Origin of the sequence: Rhodococcoides trifolii, from assembly GCF_014635345.1 — a bacterium.
GTDB classification, from domain to species: Bacteria; Actinomycetota; Actinomycetes; order Mycobacteriales; family Mycobacteriaceae; genus Rhodococcoides; species Rhodococcoides trifolii.
In genome coordinates, this window is sequence record NZ_BMCU01000003.1 from 659,660 (window position 1) to 684,798 (window position 25,139).

The following is a 25,139-nucleotide window of genomic DNA, read 5'->3' on the forward strand; positions in this document are numbered from 1 at the left end:
ACAACAACGCACGTTCTCTGGAGAGATCCTACATAGAGAGGAGACTCGCATCACAGTAACTTTCGAAGGGTGAACGCAGTAACAGCTCTCGTCTCTCGTGCAGACGCCCTCATCAGCGCACTCCGCGGCCGCGTCCCTGCCGATCGGTTCGTCACCGATCCCGACGTCGTCGCGTCGTACCACCATGACCAGGCCGAGTGGGCTCCCTTCGCCCCTCCCCTCATGGTGGTCCGGCCCAAGACGGCGGACGAGGCGCAGGCCGTCGTTCAGCAATGCGCACTCCGGCGCATTCCTGTGGTGACACGCGGCGCAGGCACCGGACTCTCGGGGGGTGCCAACGCCACCGAGGGTTCGGTCGTCATGTCGATGGAGGCCATGGCGTCGATCAAGCGGATCGATCGCCTCGAGCGCATCGCCGTCGTCGAACCCGGCGTGGTCAACGATCACCTCCGTGCCGCGTGCGCCGAGGTGGGACTGTGGTACCCGCCGGACCCGGCCAGCGCTCCCTGGTCCACCATCGGCGGCAACGTCGCAACGAACGCGGGCGGACTCTGCTGCGTCAAGTACGGCGTCACCAAGGACTATGTACTGGGCGTGCAGATCGTCACCGGCACAGGAGAACTCGTCAGACTCGGACGCGAGACCGCCAAGGGCGTGGCCGGCTACGACCTCGCCGGCCTCATGGTGGGCTCCGAGGGGACCCTGGGCATCATCACCGAGATCACCGTGAAACTACGCCCGATGCAACCACCGCAGCGCACTGTTGCCGGGTACTTCGACTCTCTGGTCGACGCCGGGCGCGCGGTCGCTGCGGTCGCCGAGGCAGGCCTTACCCCGTCGGCCCTCGAGCTGATCGACCGACCGTGCCTCGAAGCGGTCGATGCGTGGAAGAACATGGGCATCTCGACCGAGGCCAACGTGGTCCTGCTCGGCCGCACCGACACCCCCGGCGAGGTCGGTGACCGCGAAGCCGAACGGATGCAGCGCTGCTTCGAAGATGCGGGGGCCACCTGGGCCGCCACGTCCACCGACGAGGCAGAGGCCGAGGCACTGTTCGATGCGCGTCGACTCGCCTACCCGGCGATGGAACGTCTCGGACCCGTTCTGACAGAGGATGTCTGCGTCCCCAAGCGGAACGTTCCGGAGATGCTGGGGCGTATCGAGGAGATAGGCCGACGCCACGACATCGTGATCGCGAACATCGCACACGCAGGGGACGGCAACCTGCACCCGCTTCTCATCACGCAACCCGGTGACAACGCCGCGCGCGTCCGAGCGCAGGCCGCCTTCGACGACATCATCGACGCCGCGCTCGAACTCGGCGGCACGGTGACCGGTGAACACGGCGTCGGACTGCTCAAGATGTCCGGACTGGCCAAGGAACTGGACCCCACCGTGCTCGCCATGCACCGCGCCGTCAAGAGCGCACTCGATCCGTGGGGACTCCTCAATCCCGGAAAGGTCTTCTGATGACCGACAAGCCCTTGGAGGCAACCATGTTCGCCGGAGACGACCTCGTCCAACTCGTGTCCACCACGGGCGAGCGCGTCGAGAATTCCGACTGGTCGCCGTGGGTCGCCGACATCGACATCGACGCGATCCGCAGGCTGTACGAGGATTTGGTAGTGGTCCGGCGCATCGACGCCGAGGCCACCGCGCTCCAGCGCCAGGGCGAACTTGGCCTGTGGGCGCCACTTCTCGGGCAGGAAGCCGCACAGGTCGGGTCCGCGCGAGCCCTCGGATCCGAGGACTTCGTCTTCGCCAGCTACCGCGAGCACGGAGTTGCGTACTGCCGCGACGTCGACCCGACGCACATGTTGCGGTTCTGGCGCGGGTCGACCCACTCCGGATGGAACCCGTTGCAGTACAACATGACTACGCCCGCAATCATCGTCGGCGCGCAGGCTCTGCACGCCACCGGCTACGCCATGGGCATGCAGTTCGACGGCGTCGACGGCGCTGCGATCACCTATTTCGGCGACGGAGCCACCAGCCAGGGCGACATCTCCGAGGCGTTCAACTTCGCGGCGAGCTTCTCCGCACCGGTGGTCTTCTTCTGTCAGAACAACCAGTGGGCGATCTCCGAACCGGTCAGTCTTCAGACGTCGGTCAGCATCGCAGCGCGAGGCCGCGGTTTCGGAATCCCGTCGGTGCGCGTCGACGGTAACGACGTGCTCGCCGTCATGGCCGTGACGCGCGCGGCCATCGCCCGCGCACGAGAAGGCAGCGGCCCCACCCTGATCGAGGCATACACCTACCGCATGGGACCGCACACCACCTCCGACGACCCGACCAAGTACCGGCCCGCGGCGCTCGACGAGGAATGGAAGGCCAAGGATCCACTCGACCGCATTCGCAGGCTTCTCGACGCCTCCGCCGCTCTCGACGACGATTACCTCGCGCAGGTTCAGCGCCAGGCCGACCGCACCGCAGCTGCACTGCGTGAAGGATGCCTCGGCACCGTCGAGCCCACTGCCCTGTCGATGTTCGACCATGTCTACGCAGAGGAGCATCCTCTGATCGACGAGGAACGGCGCCAGTTCGTGACCTACCGTGACTCCCTGGAAGGAACCACCCGATGACCGCCACGACCCTCCCGATGGGCAAGGCCATCAATGCAGGCCTGCGACGGGCGCTCGAGAACGACCCCAAGGTCGTCCTGATGGGCGAAGACATCGGCACACTCGGCGGCGTCTTCCGCATCACCGAGGGGCTGCAGAAGGACTTCGGCGACACCCGCGTGATCGACACCCCGCTGGCCGAATCCGCCATCATGGGCACGGCAGTCGGTCTCGCGATGCGCGGCTACCGCCCGGTGGTCGAGATTCAATTCGACGGCTTCATCTACCCCGCCTTCGACCAGATCGTCTCGCAGGTCGCCAAACTGCACTACCGCACCGGCGGCAACGTCAAGATGCCCATCACCATTCGCGTCCCGTACGGCGGCGGAATCGGCGCGATCGAGCACCATTCCGAATCACCGGAAGGCTACTTCGCGGCAACCGCAGGTCTGCGAGTCGTCAGTTGCAGCAACGCGTCCGACGCGTACACCATGATCCAGCAGGCCATCGCATCCGACGATCCGGTGCTGTTCTTCGAGCCCAAGCGGCGGTACTGGGAGAAGGGCACGCTCGATACGTCGGCAGAGCAGTTCCCGCTGCACAAGGCGCGCGTTCTCACCGAGGGCACCGACGTCACCCTGCTGACCTACGGACCGCTGGTGACGACCGCACTGCAGGCCGCGAAAGTCGCTGCGGCGGAAGGCCGTTCGATCGAGGTCGTCGACCTGAGATCCATCTCGCCGCTGGACCTCGACACCGTCGCGGAATCGGTCACGCGCACCGGGCGTCTCGTCGTCACGCACGAAGCACCTGTGTTCCTCGGCATCGGCGCCGAGATCGCCGCCCGCATCACCGAGCGTTGCTTCTTTCACCTCGAGGCCCCCGTCGGTCGTGTCGGCGGGTTCACCATCCCGTACCCGCCGGCCAAGCTCGAGGAATTCTTCCTCCCCGACGTCGACCGCATCCTCGACGCCGTCGACCGCACCTTCATCGCGTAGCAGGAGACCTCGAACCACATGGCCACCATCAAGACCTTCGTCCTGCCCGACCTCGGCGAGGGGCTCACCGAAGCCGAGCTGCTCACCTGGACGGTCTCGGTCGGCGACACCGTCGAGCTCAACCAGATCATCGCCGAAGTCGAAACCGCGAAGGCGTCGGTGGAGCTCCCGTCCCCCTACGCCGGAACGGTCACCACTCTGCACGCCGCCGAGGGAACCAGCGTCGACGTCGGAAGCGCGTTCATCGACATCGAGGTGGCGTCCGCGGAGACAACCGAGCCCGTTGTCGCCGAACGGACCCCAGTTCTCGTGGGGTACGGCGTCGCGGAGGAGAACGCCAGTCGGCGTCGACCCGTTCCGGAGCCGGCCGCTGTGACGGCGACGGTGAGCACCAAGCCGAAAGCTGCACCGCCCGTGCGCTTCGCGGCCAAGCAGAACGGCGTCGACCTTGCGGAGGTGCCCGCCACCGGCGCGAGCGGGCAGGTCACCCGCACCGACCTCGAGAACTACCTGAGCAGCCCGTCGCCAGAGGAAAGTGCTGTTGCACAGACGATCTCGCGGCCGGACGAAGAGCGCATACCCATCAAGGGTGTCCGTAAGCACACGGCGGCTGCCATGGTCGCCAGTGCATTCACCGCCCCGCACGTCACCGAATTCGTCGACGTCGACGTCACCCCGACGATGGAACTGCTGGATCGGTTGCGCGCCAACAAAAACGTCGACGGACTACGGCTGACGCCCCTGGCCCTCGTCGCGAAAGCGGTACTCGTTGCGCTGCGCGGCAATCCCAGTCTGAACTCCCACTGGGACGAAGCAGCCCAAGAGATCGTCGTCAAGAAATACGTCAACCTGGGAATCGCGGCCGCCACACCGCGCGGGCTGATGGTGCCCAACATCAAGAACGCTCACAGCCTCGGGCTCCGGGAACTGGCGCAGTCGTTGGCCACTTTGACGTCGACCGCCAAGGATGGCAAGACCGGGCCCGGTGATCTCGCGGACGGCACCATCACCATCTCGAACATCGGCGTGTTCGGAATCGATTCGGGCACACCTATTCTCAATCCGGGCGAAGCAGCGATTCTTGCTTTCGGTTCTATCCGGCGGCGGCCGTGGGAGTACCAGGGCGAGATCGCGCTGCGCTCGATCACCACCTTGAGCTTGTCTTTCGATCATCGGCTGGTCGACGGCGAACAGGGATCGCGGTTCCTGGCGACGCTCGCGGACGTTCTGTCCGATCCCATCAGCTTGATCGCCCTGAGCTGACATCTACTTCTCGAGGAGCACCACGAACATGACCGGCCCCGACGTACTCGTCCTCGGCGGTGGATCCGGTGGTTACGCCACCGCATTCCGTGCGGCCCAGCTCGGACTGACCGTCACCCTTGTCGAACAGGACAAGGTCGGCGGAACCTGCCTGCATCGCGGCTGCATCCCCACGAAGGCCCTGCTGCATGCAGCCGAGGTCGCCGACACGATCGCCCACGCTTCTGCAGTCGGTATCAAGGCGACCATGGTCGGCGTCGACCTCGACGCCGTGCACGGATACAAGGACGGCATCGTCGACCGCCTCTACAAGGGCTTGCACGGCCTCGTTCGCAGTCACAGGATCGAACTGGTGCAGGGCGTCGGCCGATACGTCGGGGGCACCTCGGTGGAGGTCGGCGGGCGCACGATCACGGGCACGTCCCTGGTGCTCGCCACCGGGTCGCAGGTCCAGAGCATCCCCGGCCTCGACATCGGTGGTCGGATCCTCACAAGCGACGAAGCGCTGACGTACCCGACACTGCCGGAGCGGGTCGTCGTATTGGGCGGCGGTGTCATCGGCGTCGAGTTCGCGAGTATCTGGCGGTCGCTCGGAGCCGAGGTCGCGGTCATCGAGGCACTCCCCCGGCTCGTCGCAGCCGAGGACGAGTGGTCGTCGAAGCAACTCACCCGAGCGTTTCGCAAGCGGGGTATCGACGTCCGGACCGGCACCCGGTTTGCCCGCGCCACACAGGACGAGAACACCGTCACCGTCACCACCGAGGCCGGTGACGTTCTCGAAGCGGACGTGCTGCTCGTTGCCGTGGGCCGCGGCCCGAGGACGGGCGCAACAGGGTTCGCGGACAACGGGATCGAACTCGACGAACGCGGCTTCGTGGCCGTGGACGACCGGCTGCGCACCAGCGTCTCCGGCGTGTACGCGGTCGGCGACATCGTGAGGGGTCCGCAACTGGCGCACCGTGGGTTCCAGCACGGCCTCTTCGTGGCCGACGAGATCGCAGGTTCGCACCCGACGCTCGTGGCGGATCACAACATTCCGCGCGTGGTCTATTGCAACCCCGAGGTGGCGTCGGTCGGCTTGACCGAAGCGCAAGCACGCGAACAGTATTCGGACATCAGCACCACGGTCTACGACCTGGCCGGCAACGGCAAGAGCCAGATCCTCGGTACCGCCGGCGGGGTCAAGCTGATCAGAGTGACCGACGGTCCGGTCGTCGGCGTCCATATCGTCGGCGAGCGTGTGGGCGAGTCGATCGGCGAAGCGCAACTGGTCGTGAACTGGGAGGCGTTCCCCGACGAGGTGGCCGCGTTGGTCCACGCGCACCCCACTCAGGGAGAAGCCTTCGGCGAAGCGCACCTCGCGCTGGCGGGCCGGCCGCTGCACGCCCACGGGTAGTAACGACCTGAAACAGACCGTTCGACGGGAATGCGGGTAGCCTGGTTTCGAACGGGTGAACGGTACGACCGGCCATGGATCGTGCGCGCCCGTCCAGTGCGGCACCGGCCCATGGTTCATGTGTCATGTCGCGGGGAACCCCCCACCAGCAAGCCGGTGCAGACATCGCCGTGACCGTTGCGCGATCAGGCTCGACTCTCCCGCTTGCAACGCGTACGTACCCTGCACTCTCTCGGTGCCGGTGCGTGCACCGCCGTCAGCCATGACGGCCCGCAGGTCTCGAATGGCACGTCAGGAACAGACAATGTTCTCGTTCATTTCCCTCCAAGCCGCCTCTCATGAATTCTGAGATCCTCGTAGAAGCCGTCGCCGAACTGGCCCAGGTTGCAACCGGTAACTTCTCGGCCGAGGCACTTCTGGGTTCGTTGTGCGTCGTCGCAGTGCGAGCGTTCGACGTCGACGGCGCGGGCGTGATGATCGTCCGCAACGACCAGAACGTGTTCGTCCAAGCCACCTCCGACCAAGTTCGCCCGCTCGAGGTGTACCAGGAGTTGATGCGGTCGGGTCCGTGTGCGGAAGCGGTTGCGAACGAAGCGCCCATACTCGTGCCCGACCTCAGCCTCGAAGATCGCTGGCCCCCGTTCACCGCGCTGGCGCGCGACCAGAATTTGTCCGCCGTAGCCGCGGTACCGCTGCTCAGCCGCGGCAAGGGTTGGGGCGTGCTGGATCTGTATCGGGTGGCGGCTCGGCCCTGGACGGTCGACGAGGTCGCGGGTGCAAAAATATTGGCCGACGTCGCGGTGTCCTACCTGGTCATGGCCCACGATCGTGACAAGGCTCGTCTCGCGCAAGACGAATTGGCGCACCGGGCCATGCATGACGATCTGACTGGACTTCCTACACGCGGTTTGCTGATGGATCGCCTCGAGCACGCTCTGAGTGTGGCAGTCCGCACGCGTGCGCAGACTGCTGCCGTGTTCGTCGATATCGACCTCTTCAAGTCCGTCAACGACAGCTTCGGCCACTCCGTGGGAGACGCGGTCCTCACGGAGCTGGCCGTTCGCATGCGAAAGTCGTTGCGCGCCGGGGATACTCTCGCGCGCTTCGCCGGTGACGAGTTCGTCCTCGTGTGCGAGGGAGTAGTGGCCGAAGACCGGGCCGCGTTCGCCGCCCGAGTCACCAGTTTGGCGCAGCGAGTCGGGGCCGCGATCTCACGGCCTCTGGAGGTCGATTCGGTCGAGATCGTCGTCACCGCGTCGATCGGTATTGCGATCGCAGGGCAGGACGAACGCGCACCCTCCGCGCGCGAACTCATCGCCGACGCGGACACGGCCATGTATTCGGCGAAGCAGTCGGGTCGTGGCAGAACGGTGGTGCGGGATCACTCCACCGGGGTCGACATCGGGTACGCGCGTCAACTCGGTCATGATCTCGCCCGTGCTGTTCTGAACGACGAATTCACCGTCTACTACCAACCGATCGTCGACACACTCTCACACCGGACCGTGGCTGTCGAGGCGTTGGTTCGGTGGAACCACCCGCGTGACGGACTGCTGCCGGCGGCCGCGTTCATCGACATCGCGGTGCGCACCGGAGTCGTCAACACCGTCGGTCGGTGGGTCATCGACGAGGTCTGTAAGACCATGCGGACGTGGATGGACGAATTCGGCGACACGGGTCCCACCACCGCGTACATCAATCTGAGTGCGAGAGAACTGCTCGATCCGACGCTGGGTTACGCACTCGGCAGATCGTTGGCCGCGCATCGCATCGACGCGGCACACATCGGCATCGAGATCGTGGAGGACGACCTGTCCGATCCGATTCAGATCGCCCGATTGCTCGAGTTGCACGATCTAGGCCACCCGCTGTCCATCGACGACTTCGGGACCGGCTACTCGTCTCTGTCCAGGCTTCTGGAATTCCCCGCGGTTCTCGCCAAGATCGATCGATCCTTCATCACCGGACTTCCCAACAAGCGCAACGCCCGAGTGGTCGAGGCAATCATGGCGATGGCGAAAGCGCTCGATATTCAGGTCATAGCTGAGGGAATCGAAACCGACGAGCAGGCGCGTGTCATCGAGGCCTCCGGATGCCAGATGATGCAGGGTTACTTCTTCGGCGTTCCGCAAAGCTCGCACGAGCTGGAGGAAACCTGGCGATACGGGTCATCAGCCGTGATCGGTTGAAAAGCGACGACGCCGAAAACGAGCCCTGGGGCCGTAATCGCCGAAGCGTGAACGTCAGCCGATCGTATCGAGAATCTGCGTCGTGCGCGCCCAGGGTTCCGACGTCGGGTCGATGAGGATCATGTGGTCACCGGTCACCCTCACCATCTCCGCGCGCGCACCGGCGCTCGTCGCCGCCTCGACATACGACGTCGACTGGCCGATCGGCACGTTGGAGTCTCTGTCGCCGTGAACACACCACACCGGAACGTCCAGCGGGATCTGTTGCTGCGGATCGAGAATCGAATCCGATGAGCCCGGCGATCGGCCGAGAAGCGCCTGCACCGCACCGTCACCGAGGTCGTCGCGCGCGGCGGTGACAAGGTCGAGCACGCCCGCTTGCGAGATGACGTGCGTGACCGCAACTCCGCCGGACCACCGAGCCTCCCGCCCTCGCGACGCCGCCCAGGTGGCAAGGTGGCCACCCGCCGAATGGCCGAGTGTGACCACGGTCGACAGGTCGAGGTCGGTCTCGGCGAGCATGTCGATGCCCGCTGCGACATCGTCGAAGGTGGCCGGACTGCCCCCTCCGTTTCCGACGCGTCGGTACTCCAGATTCAGTGCTGCCCAACCCCTCTCGGACAAATCGGTCGCGAGCGGGGAGCCCAGAGTGTAGTCGTACCGGCTTCGCCAGAACCCACCGTGAATCACGACCACGACACCACGCGGCGTGCCGGTCGGTAGATACAGTTCACCGAACTGACTGGGATCGTCGCCGTAGGTGCGTCGTCCCTCACCTGGCCGGTCGGGTGTTCGCACGGGTAGATCCTTTCCGCAGGCGGTGAGGAGCGTGGCGAGAGCGCCGAGACGAAGAACGGTGCGTCGGTCCACACTGTCAGGCTAGCTCGAGGCGGGCACCGCTCTCCGTACCCGCGCAGAAGGCGCGCTCGACCGTGCGAGCCAACGCCTTTCGTCGCCGCGTGTGATCTCTGGGCCGTTCGTCCGAACCCGCGGCATACACGATCGCAGCTTGAGCCCAGCTGCCCGCGAGGGCGATGAGCATGGACCACATCTCCGCCGGTGCGACATCGGACACGAGCACGCCGCGCGATTGCGCGTCGGCGAGGTCCCGTTCGACCGCGTCGTCGGCTCCGGACGGGAACAACGATCCGACGGGCTTGCGCTCGAGTCGCTGCCACGTCAACAAGCGCACCAGAGCCGGATCGGCAAGGTACATGTCGTACAGCTTCACCGCGTAGGCGGGTAGATCGTCGGAGGTGAGCGGCAACGTTTCCATGTTCGACGCCACTCGCGCCTCGAACACGGCATCGAACAGAGCTTCCTTGCTGCCGAAGTAGGTGTAGATCTGCGCTTTGTTCGACTGGGCGGCGGCCGCAATACGGTCGACCCGCGCGCCGGCTATGCCGCGTTCGGCGAACTCGGCCGTACCGGCGTCGATCAGTCGCTGCCTCGTCGCCGCTGAATCGCCCATGGCATCGACCATACATTTCCAACCGGTTGGTTGAAAGTTTCGATGGGAATGTCTACAGTCGAATTTCCAACCAGTTAGTTGAAAAGAGCAGGAGCAAACATGAGACCAGCTGTCGGATATCGGGCAACGGCCGCGGGCGCCGTCGAGCGGTGGGCCTTCGAGCGACGCGACACCCGCGAGGACGACGTCGTCGTGGCCGTCGACTTCTGCGGGGTCTGTTTCACCGACCTGCATGCGGTCCGAACATGGCCCGAATCGCAGGATCCCACTCCCCTCGTACCGGGTCACGAGTTCGTCGGCACCGTCGTCGACATCGGCTCGGCCGTAACGGAATTCGCGGTCGGCGATCCCGTCGCAGTCGGCAACATCGTCGATTCGTGCGGGGTGTGTGACATGTGTAGAGCCGGGCAGGAGAACTTCTGCCGCGAGTTTCCGACACTGACCTACGGCGGAAAGGACCGCCGCGACGGGTCGACGACCCACGGGGCCTACTCGAACGAGTACGTCGTCCGCGACAGCTTCGTCTACCACCGACCGGCAGGCCTCGACCCCGCCGCCGTCGCCCCGCTGATGTGCGCGGGAATCACCGTGTGGGAACCGTTGCGGCGCTGGAAGGTCGGACCCGGAACGCGTGTCGGCATCGTCGGCATCGGTGGCCTCGGACACCTGGCCGTCAAGTTCGCAGCAGCACTGGGCGCCGACGTCACCGTGTTCACCACCACGAGCGACAAGAGCGCCGCAGCGACCGCACTCGGTGCTCATCACGTCGTGGTCTCCACCGACGACGGTGCGATGGACGCGCAGATCGGGACACTCGACTTCATCGTCGACTGCGTTCCAGTGCAGCATGATCCAGCCCCGTACCTACGGTGCCTCGCGCTCGACGGAACGCTGTGCCAAGTCGGGTTCCTGGGCCCCACACAGGTCGACGCGATGGACCTGCTCGTCGGACGCAAGAGTTTCAGCTCGGCGGGCAGCGGTGGCCGTCCGTACACGCAGGAAATGCTGGACTTCTGCGGCGAGCACGGCATCGTTGCAGACGTCGAGGTCATGGCGTCGGCACGCGTCAACGACGCACTCGAGCGGCTGGGGCGGGGCGACGTCCGCTACCGGTTCAGTCTGGACATGTCCGATCTGCGGTGAGTTTCGGCCATCGTCGTGGTCAGTCCATCCATGAGCACCCACACTGCGACCGTCACCGGCGCGACACTGACCTACGACGTCCACGGCGATCTGACGCCCGATACCGTTCCCCTGGTTCTCATCGGATCACCGATGGACGCAAGCGGGTTCGGCACTCTCGCATCGCATTTCACAGATCGGACGGTGGTGACCTACGACCCCCGCAACGCCGGCCGAAGCGTGCGTGACGATGCCACGGCGCCGCTGACACCTCAGCAGCACGCGGACGACCTGCACGCGGTGTTGCAGGCCCTCGGCACGGGTCCGGTGGATCTGTTCGGCTCCAGTGGCGGCGCCGTCAACGCGCTCGCTCTGGTGGCGGCCTACCCGAACGACGCCCGGCTGCTCGTGGCCCACGAGCCGCCCGCCGGCGGCGTGCTTCCCGATCGCGAGGTTCTCAGCGCGGTGTGCGCCGACATGGTCGCCACGTACGACTCGTCGGGACTGGGCCCGGCCATGGCCAAGTTCATCGCGCTGGTGATGCATCGCGGCGAGCTCGACAGCACGTACCTGACGCAACCGGCGCCCGATCCGGCGATGTTCGGTCTCCCCACCGAGGACGACGGTTCCCGCACCGACCCGTTGATGGCAAACATGCGTGGCAACGGAGCAGGGTTCGCGCCCGACATCGATGCGCTGAAGTCCGCGCCGACACAGATCGTGCTGGCGGTGGGTGAAGAATCCGGCGGGCCGGTCGACGGCGAGATGGCCGGTCGTGGGGGCTACGCCGTGGCCGCACTGCTCGGCGCCCCGCCGGTCGTCTTCCCCGGAGCCCATCAAGGATTTCTCGGCGGCGAGTTCGGCCAAACGGGCAAGCCGACCGAGTTCGCCGCGAAGCTGCGGGAGGTCTTGGCATGAGCACCGGAGCTGCCCTGCGCATCACGAGAACCACGTCGGTGATGAAGGTCCGAGACCACGACGCAGCGGTTCAGTGGTACACCACTCTGTTCGATCGAGATCCCGAGCGAACACCGATGCCTGCGGCGGCAGAATGGGATCTGGGCCCGGAGACCGCGGTGCAGGTCTACGACGATGCCGAGCACGCCGGCGGAACCGACATCGTCATCGGTGTCGACGATGTCGACGCCGCACTGTCCGACCTGGCGACCCGAGGCATCACCGGGGAGGCATTCACGGTGCCGTCGGGGCAGTTTCGGCTCGCTACGCTCACCGATCCGTCCGGTAACACGGTCGTTCTTGCGGCCGATCTCGTCGTGGACGTGACCCCCGTCGGTCGGCGCGAACGACTCGTGGTTCGGCGCACCATCGAGTCGGCACCCGAGCAGATATTCGCGGTCCTCACGGACCCCACCCGCCACCAGGACACCGAACCGACCGACTGGGTTCGGAACGCGGTGGACACCGTTCCGATCACCGCGGTCGGCCAGGTGTTCGCCATGAACATGTTCATCGAGGCGGCGGGCGGTCACTACGTCATGCACAACCTCGTCACCACGTTCCTGCCGAACCGAGCGATCGCATGGATGCCCGGATCACGTTCGGACACAGGCGATATCGGCTACGGCGGTTGGGTCTGGCGCTACGACCTGACACCGTGCACAGCCGGCACCGTCGTCACCCTGTCCTACGACTGGACCGATACCCCCGAAGAAACCCGTGCCGAGATCGGCGGGATGCCGTCGGTCGGCACGTCGTTCCTCCAGGAGTCGTTGGCGTCACTCGACAGGACCGTCCTGAGCGGAACGTGAACCCAGGTATTCCAGCACCGCCGCCATGTCCTTCGCGCCGAGCCCTGCATCGAGGGCTTCGTCGAGAACGCGACCGACCGTCGACGCCTGCGGCAGATCCAGCTCGTGCGAGCGAGCCAACTCGAGGCCGAGGCCGACGTCCTTGTGCAACAACGACAGTGGGAACGCGACGCCGGCACCTGCGGGATCGAGAAAATGTTCCTTCTTGTAGCCCACGTACGGCGCCGCGACAGCGCTCGACCCCAGTACCTCGTACAGCGTCGAGGCGTCGAGTCCGTCGGCTTCGGCCAGAAGCAGCGCTTCCGCCACACCCTGGTTGAGCGATGCGAGCACGGAGTTGACGGCCAACTTCGCCACCGACGCCGTCCCCACTGTGCCGGTGTGGAACTGCGCTTTGGTCATGGCGGCGAGAACGGGCTGGAGGCGGGCGAACTGGTCGTCGTCGGAACCGACCATGGTGCTGATCTGCCCGGTTTCCGCGAGGCTTACGCTGCCCGACACCGGCGCATCCACGACCGCAACGCCCGATTCTGCTGCGCGCTCGGCGAATTCGCGCACTGCCGTGGGACCGACCGTTCCCATCACCACGTGCAGGTGACCGGCCGACGCGGCGGGCACGATGCCGTTCTCTCCGAACAGCACGTCATCGGTCGCGGCGGCGTCCGGAAGCATGCTGAAGGAGATGTCGGTTCGAGCGAGATCGGCCGGTGACGTGGCGACAGAGACCGCGTCCAAACCGTCGGGAAGGGAGTCCGCGTTCAAATACAAGTCGTAGGCAGTGACGGTGTGACCGTCGTCGATGAGACGGCGCACCATGTGCGCGCCCATTCGTCCGATACCTGCGAACCCGATGTGCATGTGTGGTCCCCGATCGCTCATGACGTTCTTCCTACTCGGACCAAAAGTTTCTGGGCGTCGCCGTCCGGGTCCAGCAGACGGTCGAATCCGCCGCTCACGATGTTCTCGACGTCGATGATTTCCGTGACGACCTTCTCGACCGGAAAGCGGCCCGACGCAACCAGAGCGATGATCCGCGGCCAGTCGAAGACGGGGTAGCACCAGGTTCCCACCAACGTGAGATCTCTGTTCGACAGCTCCATCGGATCTATGGTGGCCGGCTTCACGTGCAGACCCACCTGAGCGACGGTTCCTGCGGACCGGACGCTGGCGAGCGCGGCGGTCAGACCGTGTTGGTTGCCCGAGCATTCGGCGGCGGCGTCGACTCCGATGCCACCAGTCATCTCCCTGACAACAGCTGGTACGTCGACCACCGTCGGGTCGAGGACATCTGCGATACCGAATGCCTCGACGAGCGCGCGCCGCTTGGCGTTCGGTTCGGACACGATGACGCGTGATGCACCCGCCGCATGCGCATACAGAGCAGAGAGTGCCCCGATCGGGCCGGCGCCGGTGATGAGGATGGTGTCGCCTGCACCGAGCCCGGTCTGGTCGACTCCGTACGCTGCCACAGCAGCGGGTTCGATCAGAGCGCCCTGGACATCGCTCACGGAATCCGGAAGCACCGAGACCTGCTGTTCCTGCACGACAACGAGTTCGGCAATACCTCCGCCGCCCCAACTGAGGCCGGTGCATGCCATCACCACGCACAGGTGATTCAGACCTCGACGGCAGTAATAGCACTTTCCGCAGGTGATGAGGGGCATCACCGAGACGCGGTCCCCCACCGAGACGGAACTGACGTTGGAACCGAGTTCGACGACTCGCGCCGAGAACTCGTGCCCGAACACCTGCGGGGCGCTCGCACCGGTCAGAGCGTGGGGCTGCGTCGGAATGACGATTGGCCCGAAAGCGTACTCGTGCAGGTCTGTTCCGCAGATACCGCAGAAGAACGGGCGCAGAAGAACCTCGTCCGGTCCCACCACGGTCGGTGCGGTGACGTCCTCGACTCGGACGTCGTGGCGATCATGAAATACAGCGGCGCGCATGTCAATCTCCTGTGCTTCGAATGTCTTTCGCTCCGGTATCGGCGTCAGACTGCGGTGATGCCGCCGTCGATCGTGACAGCGGAGCCTGTTTGGTAGAGAACGTCTTCGCGTAACAAGAATGCGACCAGTTCGGCTACCTCCTCTGGTGTCCCGTAACGCCGCAGAGGTGTTCCCTCCATGAACCGGTCGCGCTCGAACCCCGGGTCGTCGGGGTTGACGAGCGTCTCGGATCTCGTCATCAACGGTGTATCGACGGGTCCGGGGCAAATGCAGTTCACTCGAATTCCGTACGGAGCCGATTCCGCTGCGGCCGTCCGCGTCAGACCCAGCACGCCGTGTTTGGTCACCACGTAATCGGAGCGATCGGGGGCAGCTTTCAGGCTCAGTATCGACCCGGTGTTGACGACGGCGCCACCACCGGACCGTCGTAACAGCGGCAGGACGTGCTTGAGCCCGAAGAACATTCCGTTCAGGTTGACGTCCACTACGGACCGCCATTCGCTCTCGGTGGTCTCCACGATCGACTTGTGCACGCCTTCGACGCCGGCATTGTTGAAGAACAGGCGCGTGTCACCGAGCAGCAAGTTTGCTGCTGCTGCATACGCTTCTACTTGCGAATACTGGGAAACATCGGCCTGGAAGGGGTGAACCTCTCCAGTCGCCTCCGACGCCACACGCTCGGCGCTCTCCGCGTTCATGTCCACCGCCAGCACCCGCGCTCCCGCCGCAGCGAGGTGCAGCGCGACGGCGCGGCCGATTCCGCTCCCCGCACCGGTGACGATGGCGCCTTTGCCCGCGAACGAACTCGTCGCGGTCATCGCGTCGGCAGGATTCCGGCGGAGCGGTAACGCTCCGTCTTGTTCACGAAACTGTCGAAGGTCGAGCGGAAGCCGAGGAACCCCGCCTGCCGACTCTTCGTCATATCGGTCAGGCACTCGATATTGCGTCCCAGATCGCTGTCGGTGTGCCACCAGGATGCGAGACGATCGACGTCGTCCACAGCGAGGCTGTTCTTCGCCGCGATTTCTGCCCAGATCTTGGGCGCATCGTCCATGCGGTCCGCCAAAGGCTGCGGGGTATCCGAAAAGCCGACGGGATCGACGCCGAACACCTCCGCGATCTTGGGCCACATCCACCGCCACCTGAACACGTCGCCGTTGGCGATGTTGAACGCTTCGTTCGCGCCCTCGGGACGAGTTGCGGCCCAGATCATCTGCTCACCCAGGAGGTCGGCGTCAGTGATGTCGGTCAGCCCGTTCCACTGGGTCTGCGACCCCGGGAAAACGAAGGGCGCACCGGTCTCCCGGCAAATCTCGGCGTACACGCCCAGGGTCAGAACCATGTTCATGGCGTTGCCGACCGCGAACCCGAACACCGTGTGGGCGCGATGCACGCTCCAGGTGAATCCCAGCTTCGTCGCCGCGGCGAACAGTTCGTCCTCCTGCGCGTAGTAGAAGTTGGGGCTGTCCAACCTGGGTTCGTTCTCGTGAAAGGGGGTGTCCGCCATGACTCCGGTGGCGTAGTTGTCGAACGGTCCGAGGTAGTGCTTGAGACCGGTCAGCAGTCCGACGTGACGCAGTGCGGACTTGCCTTTCAGGGCAGTGAGGACGTTGCGAACGGTGGCGCTGTTGACCTCGATGTTGGCTGCTTCGGAATCCTGCTTCATCCAGGCGGTGATGAACACGATCTCGGGGTCCACCTCGCCGAGGGCAGACGTCAGCGATTCGGGATCGAGTAGGTCAGCCGCAACCGGGACGACTCCCTCGACGGGGTTGGAGCCTCCGCGAGAGAGTCCATAGGTGGTCCAGCCTGCGTCCACGAGCTGACGGGAGATCGTTTGGCCCGCAATGCCGGTGGCACCGACGACGAGCGCGGTAGGGGTGGTGGATTCTCGAGACACGGGTGCACTCATTTCGCGGGATCGATCAGGACTTTGCCTTCGACCTGCCCTGAGGACAGACGGTCGAGTGACGAGGGAAGGTCGGCCAGGCCGACAGGAGCTTCGGCGAGTTCCTGCCCGAGACGCCCTGCGGCCAGGATGTCCAGCGCGGCCGGTAGATCGGTATCGCACACGTGGGCCAACGTGGTCTCGAGCGTGATTTCGCGGAACACGATGGAATGCATGTCGAGAGCGGGCTTCTCCTTGGGAATGCCCACCGCCAGTACGCGTCCGCCGTCGGTAACCATCTGCAGCGCCGAGACCAGTTGGCCCGGTGCGCCACTGGCCTCGATGACCACATCCGGTTTCGTCCCGCCCAACGCTTCGATCACGTCGGCGGCGATATCGTCGGATGGGCTCAGGGTGCGGTCGGCGCCTAGGCGTGCCGCTCGGTCGAGTCGCGGACCGGGAAAGTCGACAACGGTGACGTTCACGTCGCCGAGGTACTTCAGGCCGGACAGGACGAACGAACCGATGGCACCCGCACCGATCACCACGACGTTGTCCCCCGATCGTGCCCCTGATCGACGAGCCGCGTGGATTCCGACGGCCAGCGGCTGGGCCAGGCCCGCGTGGTCGACGGAGAGACCATCCGGCATGGCGCGCAACGTCTTCGACGGGACCGCCGCGAACTCGGCCATGCCGCCGTTCACGTTGAGGCCCAAGGTCTTGTAGGTCGCGCACTGGTTGGTCCGGCCTTCGAGGCAGCGGCGGCACTCGCCGCACCAGATTCCTGCACCGGTGGCCACGAGGTCACCGACCGCCCACGACGACCCTGCCGCCGTCTCGACGATCTCGCCGACGAACTCGTGTCCGAGGATCAACGGGCCCATGTGGCCGCTGTGTGGGTGGCGCCGGGTGACCGGAAACGTCTTCGGCCCCGCGACCCATTCCGATGCGTCGGTGCCGCAGATGCCGGAACGCAGCACGCGCAGGAGCACGTCGTGCTCCGACGGCTCCGGAAGCGGTACGTCCTCGATACGGATGTCGTGCGCACCGTGGAACACGGCGGCCTTCATGGTGTGAGACACAGAACTCCTAAAATGCGCTCCAGGTGTGATGCAGGCAACTCAATGTAGAGTATCACTGCACATGTTCAGTGGAAAGAGGGTGGTGTTCTGCCGTGACTTCTCGCCGCGAGGTGCGATACTTCGACGAAGTAGTTGACGCGCCGACTGTGTAGGTACACACCGACGTGCGTACACACCGGTGGTGTCGGGGGAAGAGCAGGGGAGGACGGAAGATGAGCGAAGCAGCGATCGAAGTCGGGACAACCGACTCGGCTGCCCAGATGAACGTACAGATGGGTCTTCGACTGCGCGGCGCCCGCGAAGGCGCAGGAATGTCGTTGCGCGAGATGGCGCGACGCGTCAACCTCTCCCCCAGCTTCATCTCGCAAGTCGAATTGGGACGCACCGCCCCGTCGGTGGGCACCCTGTACGCCATCGTGACCGAGCTCGGGCTCTCGCTCGACTCCCTCATGGCCGAGGACGTGGCTCCCCACGATCTGGAAACTGCGGCGCCGGAACCGGTTTCGACGTCAGACGACATCACGGGGGTGTCGCACGCACTCGGGGGAGTACAGCGCTCGCGTGTGGTACCACTGCCGGAGGTCGGGTCACTCCCCGGATTGCAGCGAGCCGACGAACGCCCCGAGCTCTACCTCGGCGGAGTCCGGTGGGAGCGCTTGACACCGGACGACGACCCGAACGTCGAGTTTCTCCGGGTCACGTACCCGTCGGGGACAGAATCGTGCCCGGCCGACAACCTGATGAACCACGGCGGCAAGGAATACATCCACATCTTGTCCGGTCGCCTCGAGATTCAGGTGGCGTTCGCTCGGCAAGTACTCGGTCCGGGCGACAGCCTGCACTTCGATTCCTCGATCCCACACCGGCTGAGCAACCCCCACGACGAAACGTGCGTCGCGATGTGGTTCGTGGTCGGCCGACAACACTGAAATACGTTGTGGCGGTACTTCAGACGGCAGTGTAGCCGCCGTCGACCACCAGTGCCGAGCCGTGCACGAAACGCGCCTCGTCGCTGGCCAGGAACAGCACAGCCTGCGCCACGTCCTCCGGCTCACCCACATGGCCGATCGGGTGCTTGGGCTCCATGATGTCGAGATAGCCCCGCAGTCCACCGTCGCTGCGCTCGGCGAGCTCGCGCACGAACGGGGTGAGGATAGTGCCGGGGTGAACGGAATTCACGCGAATGTGGTCGCGCCCGTACGTCGCCGCGTCCTTCTTGGTCATGATCGTCACCGCACCCTTTGCCGCGTGATACGGCGCCATCTCGTGCGAACCCACGAGTCCGTAGATCGACGATATGTTGACGATGCTTCCGCCGCCGTTGTCACGCAGATGCCGAATCACATGCTTGGTGCAGAAGAAGACGCCCTTGACGTCGACGGCGAAGACTGCGTCCCACTCGGATTCGGTGACCTCGTCCGTGGGCTTGTCCACACCCGAGATCCCGGCGTTGTTCACCAGGATGTCGACCTTGCCCCACTGCCGACGCACTGCGTCGAAGACGTCGGAGACGTCGGCCTCGTTGCTGACGTCGAGGCGCCAGAACTTCGCCTGTCCCCCTTCGCTTTCGATCATTCGGACGGTGTCGCGTCCGTCCGCTTCGGACACGTCGGTGACGGCCACCGCCGCGCCCTCGGCGGCGAACAGCGTGGCCATGGCGCGTCCCATGCCGTTTCCGGATCCGGTGACGATGGCTACTTTGTCGTGCAGGCGAGGCATACGGGTCCCTACTGAGTCGTCGATCAGAGTTCGGCGTCGAACTGAATGTGCACTTTGATGTTCTCGGCGGTCTTGCGAGACTCGGCGAGTGCGGTAACCGCATCGTCGGCCGCGAACTCCCGAGTTACCAAGCGGCCCAGATCGAGTCCGCTCTTGGCGATGAAGCGGAGCGTCGCCGGCCAGACACCCGGTGAACCGATGGCACCGCGGATGTCGAGTTCCTTGGACTGGATCAACCCGAGTTTCGCGGGCGCCGACCGGCCCACGTCGATGCCGATGTACACCAGTCGTGCACGGTACCCGGCAAGCTCGAGCGCGGAAGCCATCACCTCGGGACGGCCCGTGGCCTCGACCACCACGTCGGCACCTCGCCCCCCGCTGTGGTCTCGAAGAACCGCCTCGACGTCGTCCGGTGCGACCGCACGGTCCGCCCCGAGTTCGAGCGCAGCAGCGCGGCGGCCCTCCGACGGTTCGACCACGAGCGTGGTGGCCCCCAGTGCCGCTGCTCCTGCCACGACACCGAGGCCGATGGGTCCCGCGCCGAGAACGACGACGACGTCGCTTGCATTGACGTTGCCGGCCCGCATCAGTCCGTAGTAACCACAGCTGAACGGCTCCACCAACGCACCGCTGGTGAAGGAGACTTCGTCCGGAAGTTTGTGCAGCCATGCGGGTTTGACGACGAAGAACTCTGCCGCGGCGCCGCTGATGGAGAATCCGAAGTGATCGTCACCGATCACGCACTCACCGACCACGCGGTCACCGACCACGAACTCCGTCACGTCGGCACCGATCTTGGCCACCTCGCCGGACCATTCGTGCCCCGGGATGATCGGATATTCGAACGGAATGATGTAGCGGCCTTCGAGCAGTTCGATGTCGGAGTGACACACTCCGACCGATCGAGCCGCGATCAGGACCTCGTCGGCCGCGATCTCGGGAATCTCGATGTTCTGAACCTCGGCGGTGTTCTCCGCGACGAATCTCAGTGCTTTCATGACGTGCCTATCCTGTCGATGTGTCGGTCGATTGTGACGCGATCAGTGGTGCCGGTTGGCTTGACGCTGCTGCAGACCGATGTAGAGCACGGCGGCGACGATGACGATGGCGCCCTGAAGCCAGTACTGCCAGGCGGTACCCAGTCGCAGGAAGTTGGCCATGGCCAGAATCACCTGCAGCAGAAGCGCGCCGAGCAGCACCGCGATCGGCGAACCGCTACCGCCGCGCAGCAGAGTTCCGGCGACGACGACGGCGGTGATGCTGGCCAGGGTGAACGAGATTCCCTGGTTGGGATCACCGACGCCGACCTGTCCGACCAGCATGATTCCGCCGAACATGGTCAGCAGCGAACAGCCGACGTACGCCGCGGTGACGGTGAGTCCGGTCTTCACACCGAACTTCTCGGCAATCGTGGCGTCGGACCCCGTCGCGCGCAACGCGATGCCGGGACGCGCGAACTTCAGCGCGAATCCCAGTCCGACGGCGGCGAGGACCACGACGACCGTGGCGACGGGAACGGGACCCACGCTGTAGTTGATGACGTCGAGGATCGTGAAGTCGACATAACCGTCGATCTCCGGGCGAAGCAGCAATGACACGCCCTGAATCCCGATGTAGGTCACCAATGTAGCGGCGACAGCGGTGAACTTCAGACCGCGAATCAAACCGCCGTTGACGGCCCCGACGAGAACCGCCGCCACGACGGCGATCACGATGCCGCCGAACAGCCGGGCGACCGATGCACCGTCGTACCAGAAGAACGACATGATCACCAGGACGAGGCCGGTGAGCGGCCCGACCGACAGATCGATCCCGCCCGTCATCACTACCAGCATCTGGCCCAGAGCAATGAAGCCGAGGGCCGTGGTGGTGAGGAGGATCGACGAGATGTTGGCCTCGCCGAGGAACCGGATGTTCTGCGTCGTCGCGATCAGGGCCAACAGGACGATGGCGCCGAGCAGTATGTAACTCGGAAGGGAACGAGCAATGCGACTCGGCGCGCTCGCGACGGTCTTGGTGGCGGCATCCGTCCTGTCGGTGCGGTGTCCCGTGGCCGAGACCATGGCGTGCATCATGTTTCGTTCGGTCACTGCGTCACCGGTCAGCGATTCGACGATGGAGCCTCGTGAGATCACGAGCACGCGGTCGCAGAGCCCCTCGAGTTCGAGAGCATCCGAGGACAGTACGACGATGGCCATGCCATCGTCGGCGGCTGCCCGCAACTGCGCGTAGATCTCGGCGCGTGCGCCGGCGTCCACACCCTGGGTGGGCTCCTCCGCGAGAACGAGTTTAGGCTCTGCCAGCAGCGCCCTCGCCAGGACCACCTTCTGCTGGTTACCGCCGGAGAGGTTGCCGACAAGGGTCTCGACACTCGGCGCCTTGACCGTCAGCGCCGAAGACATCTCTGTGGTGAGTCGAGCCTCCTTGCTGCGGTCGATGATTCCGTTGCGGACGAACCGGCCGAAGGCACCGAGGGCCGAGTTCTCTCGAATCGAGAACTCCGACAGAACACCTTCACCCGCACGGTCCGCAGGCATGAACGCGATCCCCGCCTTGTGGGCATCGGCGGAGGACTTCAGCTTCAGCGTGGTGCCGTCGAGACGTGCGATGCCGGTCGACGGTGTCAGACCCGCCAGCGCCCGGAGCAGGGCGACCTGCCCGTTCCCCGCGACACCGGCGAGACCGACGATCTCACCCGCAGCGACGGAGAACGAGACGTCGTCGAAGTCGGTACCCGAGAGCGACGTCACCACCAACCCGTCGCCGATAGGACCGTGCCCCTTGGGCGGGAACACTGCATCGACGTCACGCCCGGCGATCAGCGTGATGATCTCGTCGTCGGTGAGGGTCTGCGGGTCATAGGACCCGCGGACCCGACCGTCACGCAGAATCGTCATCGTGTCGGCCAGTTCCCGCACCTCGGGGATGCGGTGGGTGATGTAGACGACTGCCACTCCGGCGGCGGCCACACTGCGGACACGATCGAACAGCAGGTCGACCTTGTCCTGAACGAGAGGCGCGGTCGGCTCGTCGAGAATGAGCACCTTGGTGTCCGTGGCAAGGGCTTTGGCGATCTCGATCAGCTGACGCTCGGCGATCGGCAAGTCGCCGCACTTCGTGTCCGGATGCACTGCGCACCCCACGGCAGCCAACTTCTCGCTCACCCAGGGACCTATCTGGAACACGGACGGTCGAAGACTGCGGGGAATCGCGAGGACCATGTTCTCCGCGACCGTCAGATCCGGCAGCAGCGCCGGGGTCTGATGCACGATCGAGATCCCCAGCTCGAGTGCTTGGGCCGGCGTCAGTCCGGTGTGCTCGACACCGTCGACGCTGACCGAACCTGTTGTGGGGGTCAATGTTCCGGAGATGATCGACATCAACGTGGACTTGCCGGCGCCGTTCTCTCCGAGCAGGGCGTGAACCTGGCCAGGTACCACGTCGATGTCGACGCCGGACAGAGCGGTGACGGGTCCGAAGGTCATGCCGATTCCGCGCACCTGCAGGTACGGGGTCGCGAGAGCGGCGGCGTTCGGCTGAATGGTGTCGGTCACTGGAGAACCTCTCCGATGCGTTGCGGGTCGAGTGAGCTGGAGAGCAGTGCATCCTCGGGAAGGTCCGGATTGCACTTGGGTACGGACGGAGTCCCGCTGATCGAGTCCTCGAACGCAACGGGAACGTCGACCTTCGATTCGGGCGCGACGCCACCGGTTGCCTCGGCTACGACGTGCTGCACGGCCAGCCGGACCATGTAGGTCTGCGACGTGACCGTCAACAACTGGAATCCCGGGTTCGCGGCCTTCAATTGCTCGTATTGGCAGGACAATCCGTTGACATCCGCCGATGCGATCAGCGGCAACGGTCGGCCGGCCTGCTGGAATGCCGTCAGAATGCTGGTCGCGGCGAAGTCCGTCAGTACCGCGTCGATCTGCGGGAAACGCGAGAGCATGGTGGACGTCGCCTGCTGAGTTTCGGCGGGTGTCCAGTTGGTCACGGTGAACGGTTGGTCCCCGATCAGCTTGATTCCCGGGTGATCGACCAACACTTCCTGCAGGCCTTGGTATTCCGCCAGGTCTTGGGAGTTCGCGGGTGGTCCGCCGAGAAAGAGCACGTTGCCCTCACCGTTCGGCAGCGACTTCACGAGCCATTCGCCGTAGATACGGCCGAGCGCGACGAAATCGGCTGCGACGAACGTGGTGTACTCCGACCCTTCTGCGCCACCGGGCGAGACGCGGTACGGCACGACGTCGACGCCGGCTTTGTACTCGTAGCGCAGAGCCGGCAGCACCGCCTTGCCGGAATCGGGAAAGACGAGCATGCCGTCCACGCCTTGGGCGCCGAGGCTCTTGATGTCGGCGATCGCCTTCTGCGTGTCACCCTGCGCGTCGGTGGTGATGAAGTCCGTGACCGACGAGCACTTCGCCAGCTCCTCCTTCAGTTCCTCCAAATTGGTTCGCTTCCAACTGTTTCCACCACTTCCGTCGGCGAATCCGATGACGGCCTGATCGGGACCGCACCAATCCGGTCGTGGTTCGTCGGCGGACACGGTGTCGAAACCACCGACCGAGCAACCCGCGAGCATGGACGCGGCGCAGAGCAGGGTCAACGCCCGAGTCCGATATGTGGTTCGTGTCATTCGCTGTGTCCTGAACGTCGGGTAATGGATGGATTCCTCGTCCGGTGTGTCATTCGGTCGGCACCAGCTCACGCGATTTTTCGATGGTGCGGCGCCTGCGTGTGGCCCCCGGCCGGAGACCGCTGTGGAATGCGACGCCGAGGCCGAGCGCGAGCGCCTGGATGACGATCTGCCATCCGTAGCTGAGGCCGAGAGTCGATGCGAGACGGTCGACTTGAGTGAAGAACAGGGCAGCGATCAGCGAAGCCAGCACGCTGCCCTTACCGCCCAGGAGCGATGTCCCACCCAGGACCACTGCGGCCACCGACGGGAGAAGATACGTGTTTCCCTCATTGATTCCCGGGGTGTTGACAATGCCGGTCAGGAGAATTCCGGCAATGGCGTAGAGCACCGCGGCACCTGAGTACGCGGTGAGCGTGTAGCCCAGGGGCCGGATGCCGGCCGCGGTGGCCACGCGGGGACTGGCTCCGACCGCTTCGAACTTTCGTCCGGCGGGAGAGAGTCGGACGAAAAGGCCCACGACGACGGTCAGGACCACGGCGACGATCACCGTGACGGGCACACCGGCGAAGGACGACCCGATGATGTTCGACAACCCCGCCGGCGTGCGGCGGGCGGCTCCACTGGACACCGCCCAGGTGGTACCGATGAGGAGTGCATTGACACCCAGCGTCGCCACGATGGGCGCCACATCGAACCGGGCAACCACGAACCCGGACACCGCGCCGGCTGCCGCCGAGATAAGCAGCGCGGCAACGAGAGCCAGGAAGATCGCCCCCGGGGTCCCACTGCTTGCCAGCTTGGTGACCACGACAACGGACAGTGAGAAGACACCCGGGACCGACAGGTCGATGCCGCCTTGCTGCACGACGAGCGTTTGTCCGATCGCGACGACGGCCAGAATTGCGGCAAATGGGAGCATCGCCGAAATCGCTCCGCCGCTGACACTTTGAGGCGCCACGATCGCGCTGATCACGAACAGCGCCACGGTGGCGATTCCGATGGCGACCGCGCCCCGCGCGCGCCCGCTCATCATGGTGCGAAGTGCGCCCGCGGGGGGTGAACCAGTGCCCGACTGACCGTCTGTTGCCACGAGAAT

General features: G+C 65.1%; 22 protein-coding genes. 10 read left to right on the forward strand and 12 right to left on the reverse strand.

Annotated elements, in window-relative coordinates; all coding sequences use genetic code 11:
• Nucleotides 1-69: 69 nt before the first annotated feature.
• The 6 genes from IEW02_RS16420 (at nt 70) to IEW02_RS16445 (ending at nt 8,407) form a co-directional block, all read left to right on the forward strand.
• On the forward strand, nt 70-1,470 hold the full coding sequence (locus tag IEW02_RS16420) for an FAD-binding oxidoreductase (RefSeq protein WP_188545891.1): 1,401 nt from the start codon (nt 70-72) through the stop codon (nt 1,468-1,470).
• Nucleotides 1,471-1,496: 26 nt separating this feature from the next.
• Nucleotides 1,497-2,582 carry a pyruvate dehydrogenase (acetyl-transferring) E1 component subunit alpha gene (pdhA, locus tag IEW02_RS16425; RefSeq protein ID WP_188546176.1) on the forward strand — a complete coding sequence of 362 codons (1,086 nt, stop codon included), beginning with the start codon at nt 1,497-1,499 and terminating at the stop codon, nt 2,580-2,582.
• Complete coding sequence (locus tag IEW02_RS16430; protein WP_188545892.1) at nt 2,579-3,559, forward strand: alpha-ketoacid dehydrogenase subunit beta; 981 nt, start codon at nt 2,579-2,581, stop codon at nt 3,557-3,559. The genes pdhA and IEW02_RS16430 overlap by 4 nt, the downstream gene beginning before the upstream one ends.
• A gap of 18 nt (nt 3,560-3,577) precedes the next feature.
• A complete protein-coding gene (locus IEW02_RS16435) occupies nt 3,578-4,822 on the forward strand; it encodes a dihydrolipoamide acetyltransferase family protein (protein WP_188545893.1) in 1,245 nt (414 codons plus the stop codon).
• Between the two features lie 28 nt (nt 4,823-4,850).
• Complete coding sequence (gene lpdA, locus IEW02_RS16440; RefSeq protein ID WP_188545894.1) at nt 4,851-6,218, forward strand: dihydrolipoyl dehydrogenase; 1,368 nt, start codon at nt 4,851-4,853, stop codon at nt 6,216-6,218.
• A gap of 338 nt (nt 6,219-6,556) precedes the next feature.
• Nucleotides 6,557-8,407, forward strand: coding sequence for a putative bifunctional diguanylate cyclase/phosphodiesterase (locus tag IEW02_RS16445; RefSeq protein WP_188545895.1), 1,851 nt, complete (start codon nt 6,557-6,559; stop codon nt 8,405-8,407).
• A gap of 54 nt (nt 8,408-8,461) precedes the next feature.
• On the opposite strand, the gene IEW02_RS16450 is transcribed toward IEW02_RS16445, so the two are convergent.
• Nucleotides 8,462-9,277 carry an alpha/beta hydrolase family protein gene (locus IEW02_RS16450; protein WP_229746080.1) on the reverse strand — a complete coding sequence of 272 codons (816 nt, stop codon included), beginning with the start codon at nt 9,275-9,277 and terminating at the stop codon, nt 8,462-8,464.
• A gap of 4 nt (nt 9,278-9,281) precedes the next feature.
• Nucleotides 9,282-9,878, reverse strand: a complete 597-nt coding sequence (locus IEW02_RS16455) for a TetR family transcriptional regulator (RefSeq protein WP_188545896.1) — start codon at nt 9,876-9,878, stop codon at nt 9,282-9,284.
• A gap of 99 nt (nt 9,879-9,977) precedes the next feature.
• Here IEW02_RS16455 and IEW02_RS16460 point away from each other — a divergent pair, with 99 nt between their 5' ends.
• The 3 genes from IEW02_RS16460 (at nt 9,978) to IEW02_RS16470 (ending at nt 12,769) form a co-directional block, all read left to right on the forward strand.
• Nucleotides 9,978-11,021, forward strand: a complete 1,044-nt coding sequence (locus IEW02_RS16460) for an NAD(P)-dependent alcohol dehydrogenase (protein ID WP_188545897.1) — start codon at nt 9,978-9,980, stop codon at nt 11,019-11,021.
• A gap of 30 nt (nt 11,022-11,051) precedes the next feature.
• Entirely contained in the window at nt 11,052-11,918 is an 867-nt protein-coding gene (locus IEW02_RS16465; RefSeq protein WP_188545898.1) for an alpha/beta fold hydrolase, read from the forward strand.
• A 362-nt stretch (nt 11,919-12,280) separates the two neighbouring features.
• Nucleotides 12,281-12,769, forward strand: coding sequence for an SRPBCC family protein (locus IEW02_RS16470; protein ID WP_188546178.1), 489 nt, complete (start codon nt 12,281-12,283; stop codon nt 12,767-12,769).
• Here the strand turns inward: IEW02_RS16470 and IEW02_RS16475 are convergent.
• From IEW02_RS16475 to IEW02_RS16495, 5 genes are read right to left on the reverse strand one after another with little or no spacing between them, the layout of a single operon-like run.
• A complete protein-coding gene (locus tag IEW02_RS16475; RefSeq protein WP_229746081.1) occupies nt 12,737-13,648 on the reverse strand; it encodes an NAD(P)-dependent oxidoreductase in 912 nt (303 codons plus the stop codon). The genes IEW02_RS16470 and IEW02_RS16475 overlap by 33 nt on opposite strands.
• Nucleotides 13,645-14,715: a 2,3-butanediol dehydrogenase gene (locus IEW02_RS16480; RefSeq protein WP_188545899.1), complete on the reverse strand. Its 1,071-nt coding sequence runs from the start codon at nt 14,713-14,715 to the stop codon at nt 13,645-13,647. Before IEW02_RS16480 ends, IEW02_RS16475 begins: the two co-directional genes overlap by 4 nt.
• Before the next feature lie 44 nt (nt 14,716-14,759).
• Complete coding sequence (locus tag IEW02_RS16485; protein WP_188545900.1) at nt 14,760-15,533, reverse strand: SDR family NAD(P)-dependent oxidoreductase; 774 nt, start codon at nt 15,531-15,533, stop codon at nt 14,760-14,762.
• Nucleotides 15,530-16,615, reverse strand: a complete 1,086-nt coding sequence (locus tag IEW02_RS16490) for an SDR family oxidoreductase (protein WP_229746082.1) — start codon at nt 16,613-16,615, stop codon at nt 15,530-15,532. Before IEW02_RS16490 ends, IEW02_RS16485 begins: the two co-directional genes overlap by 4 nt.
• An 8-nt stretch (nt 16,616-16,623) precedes the next feature.
• Nucleotides 16,624-17,685 carry a zinc-dependent alcohol dehydrogenase gene (locus tag IEW02_RS16495; protein WP_229746083.1) on the reverse strand — a complete coding sequence of 354 codons (1,062 nt, stop codon included), beginning with the start codon at nt 17,683-17,685 and terminating at the stop codon, nt 16,624-16,626.
• A gap of 212 nt (nt 17,686-17,897) precedes the next feature.
• Between IEW02_RS16495 and IEW02_RS16500 the strand changes: the two genes are divergently transcribed.
• Complete coding sequence (locus IEW02_RS16500) at nt 17,898-18,614, forward strand: helix-turn-helix domain-containing protein (protein ID WP_188545902.1); 717 nt, start codon at nt 17,898-17,900, stop codon at nt 18,612-18,614.
• A 19-nt stretch (nt 18,615-18,633) separates the two neighbouring features.
• Here IEW02_RS16500 and IEW02_RS16505 read toward each other — a convergent pair whose 3' ends face one another.
• From IEW02_RS16505 to IEW02_RS16525, 5 genes are read right to left on the reverse strand one after another with little or no spacing between them, the layout of a single operon-like run.
• Nucleotides 18,634-19,404 carry an SDR family NAD(P)-dependent oxidoreductase gene (locus IEW02_RS16505; RefSeq protein WP_188545903.1) on the reverse strand — a complete coding sequence of 257 codons (771 nt, stop codon included), beginning with the start codon at nt 19,402-19,404 and terminating at the stop codon, nt 18,634-18,636.
• Nucleotides 19,405-19,427: 23 nt separating this feature from the next.
• On the reverse strand, nt 19,428-20,402 hold the full coding sequence (locus tag IEW02_RS16510; RefSeq protein WP_188545904.1) for a zinc-dependent alcohol dehydrogenase: 975 nt from the start codon (nt 20,400-20,402) through the stop codon (nt 19,428-19,430).
• 42 nt (nt 20,403-20,444) lie between these two features.
• Entirely contained in the window at nt 20,445-22,958 is a 2,514-nt protein-coding gene (locus IEW02_RS16515) for an ATP-binding cassette domain-containing protein (protein ID WP_229746084.1), read from the reverse strand.
• Nucleotides 22,955-24,040 carry an ABC transporter substrate-binding protein gene (locus IEW02_RS16520; protein WP_188545905.1) on the reverse strand — a complete coding sequence of 362 codons (1,086 nt, stop codon included), beginning with the start codon at nt 24,038-24,040 and terminating at the stop codon, nt 22,955-22,957. Before IEW02_RS16520 ends, IEW02_RS16515 begins: the two co-directional genes overlap by 4 nt.
• Before the next feature lie 49 nt (nt 24,041-24,089).
• Complete coding sequence (locus tag IEW02_RS16525) at nt 24,090-25,133, reverse strand: ABC transporter permease (protein ID WP_229746085.1); 1,044 nt, start codon at nt 25,131-25,133, stop codon at nt 24,090-24,092.
• Nucleotides 25,134-25,139: the final 6 nt, after the last annotated feature.

Coding starts and splice junctions, on each gene's coding strand:
- IEW02_RS16455 (WP_188545896.1), bottom strand. CDS start 9,878: ATGGGCGATTCAGCGGCGACGAGGCAGCGACTGATCGACGCCGGTACG.
- IEW02_RS16505 (WP_188545903.1), bottom strand. CDS start 19,404: ATGCCTCGCCTGCACGACAAAGTAGCCATCGTCACCGGATCCGGAAAC.
- lpdA (WP_188545894.1), top strand. CDS start 4,851: ATGACCGGCCCCGACGTACTCGTCCTCGGCGGTGGATCCGGTGGTTAC.
- IEW02_RS16485 (WP_188545900.1), bottom strand. CDS start 15,533: ATGACCGCGACGAGTTCGTTCGCGGGCAAAGGCGCCATCGTCACCGGT.
- IEW02_RS16460 (WP_188545897.1), top strand. CDS start 9,978: ATGAGACCAGCTGTCGGATATCGGGCAACGGCCGCGGGCGCCGTCGAG.
- IEW02_RS16430 (WP_188545892.1), top strand. CDS start 2,579: ATGACCGCCACGACCCTCCCGATGGGCAAGGCCATCAATGCAGGCCTG.
- IEW02_RS16475 (WP_229746081.1), bottom strand. CDS start 13,648: ATGAGCGATCGGGGACCACACATGCACATCGGGTTCGCAGGTATCGGA.
- IEW02_RS16500 (WP_188545902.1), top strand. CDS start 17,898: ATGAGCGAAGCAGCGATCGAAGTCGGGACAACCGACTCGGCTGCCCAG.
- IEW02_RS16480 (WP_188545899.1), bottom strand. CDS start 14,715: ATGCGCGCCGCTGTATTTCATGATCGCCACGACGTCCGAGTCGAGGAC.
- IEW02_RS16465 (WP_188545898.1), top strand. CDS start 11,052: ATGAGCACCCACACTGCGACCGTCACCGGCGCGACACTGACCTACGAC.
- IEW02_RS16510 (WP_188545904.1), bottom strand. CDS start 20,402: ATGAAAGCACTGAGATTCGTCGCGGAGAACACCGCCGAGGTTCAGAAC.
- IEW02_RS16435 (WP_188545893.1), top strand. CDS start 3,578: ATGGCCACCATCAAGACCTTCGTCCTGCCCGACCTCGGCGAGGGGCTC.
- pdhA (WP_188546176.1), top strand. CDS start 1,497: ATGTTCGCCGGAGACGACCTCGTCCAACTCGTGTCCACCACGGGCGAG.
- IEW02_RS16520 (WP_188545905.1), bottom strand. CDS start 24,040: ATGACACGAACCACATATCGGACTCGGGCGTTGACCCTGCTCTGCGCC.
- IEW02_RS16445 (WP_188545895.1), top strand. CDS start 6,557: ATGAATTCTGAGATCCTCGTAGAAGCCGTCGCCGAACTGGCCCAGGTT.